Genomic DNA, 261 nt, shown 5'->3' with positions numbered 1-261 from the left:
GCTTTGAATATCCTAAAACTGATGGCGATCTGCGTCTTGAGCCTGATTTGTCTACATTAAGCATTGTACCATGGGAAGATGCTCCCACAGCACAGGTGATTTGTGATCTTGTATATCAAAATGGCCAAGTTGTCGATTACACACCACGAAATGTTTTGCGAAAAGTAGTCAACTTTTATACGCAAATGGATCTAAAGCCGGTTGTTTCACCAGAAATTGAATTTTATTTAGTAGAGAAAAATCCTGATCCTGATTATCCTT

Annotated in this window: 1 pseudogene; it reads left to right on the top strand. The window is 38.3% G+C overall.

Features of this window, described 5'->3' with window-relative positions:
- Positions 1 to 261, top strand: a pseudogene (locus ACFINC_RS11515) (glutamine synthetase); the annotation flags it as partial.

Origin of the sequence: Bartonella sp. AP58NXGY (genome assembly GCF_042195785.1) — a bacterium.
In the GTDB taxonomy this organism is placed as follows: Bacteria; Pseudomonadota; Alphaproteobacteria; order Rhizobiales; family Rhizobiaceae; genus Bartonella.
Note: the sequence above shows the minus strand (reverse complement) of the source record. Positions and strands in the feature narration are given on the sequence as shown.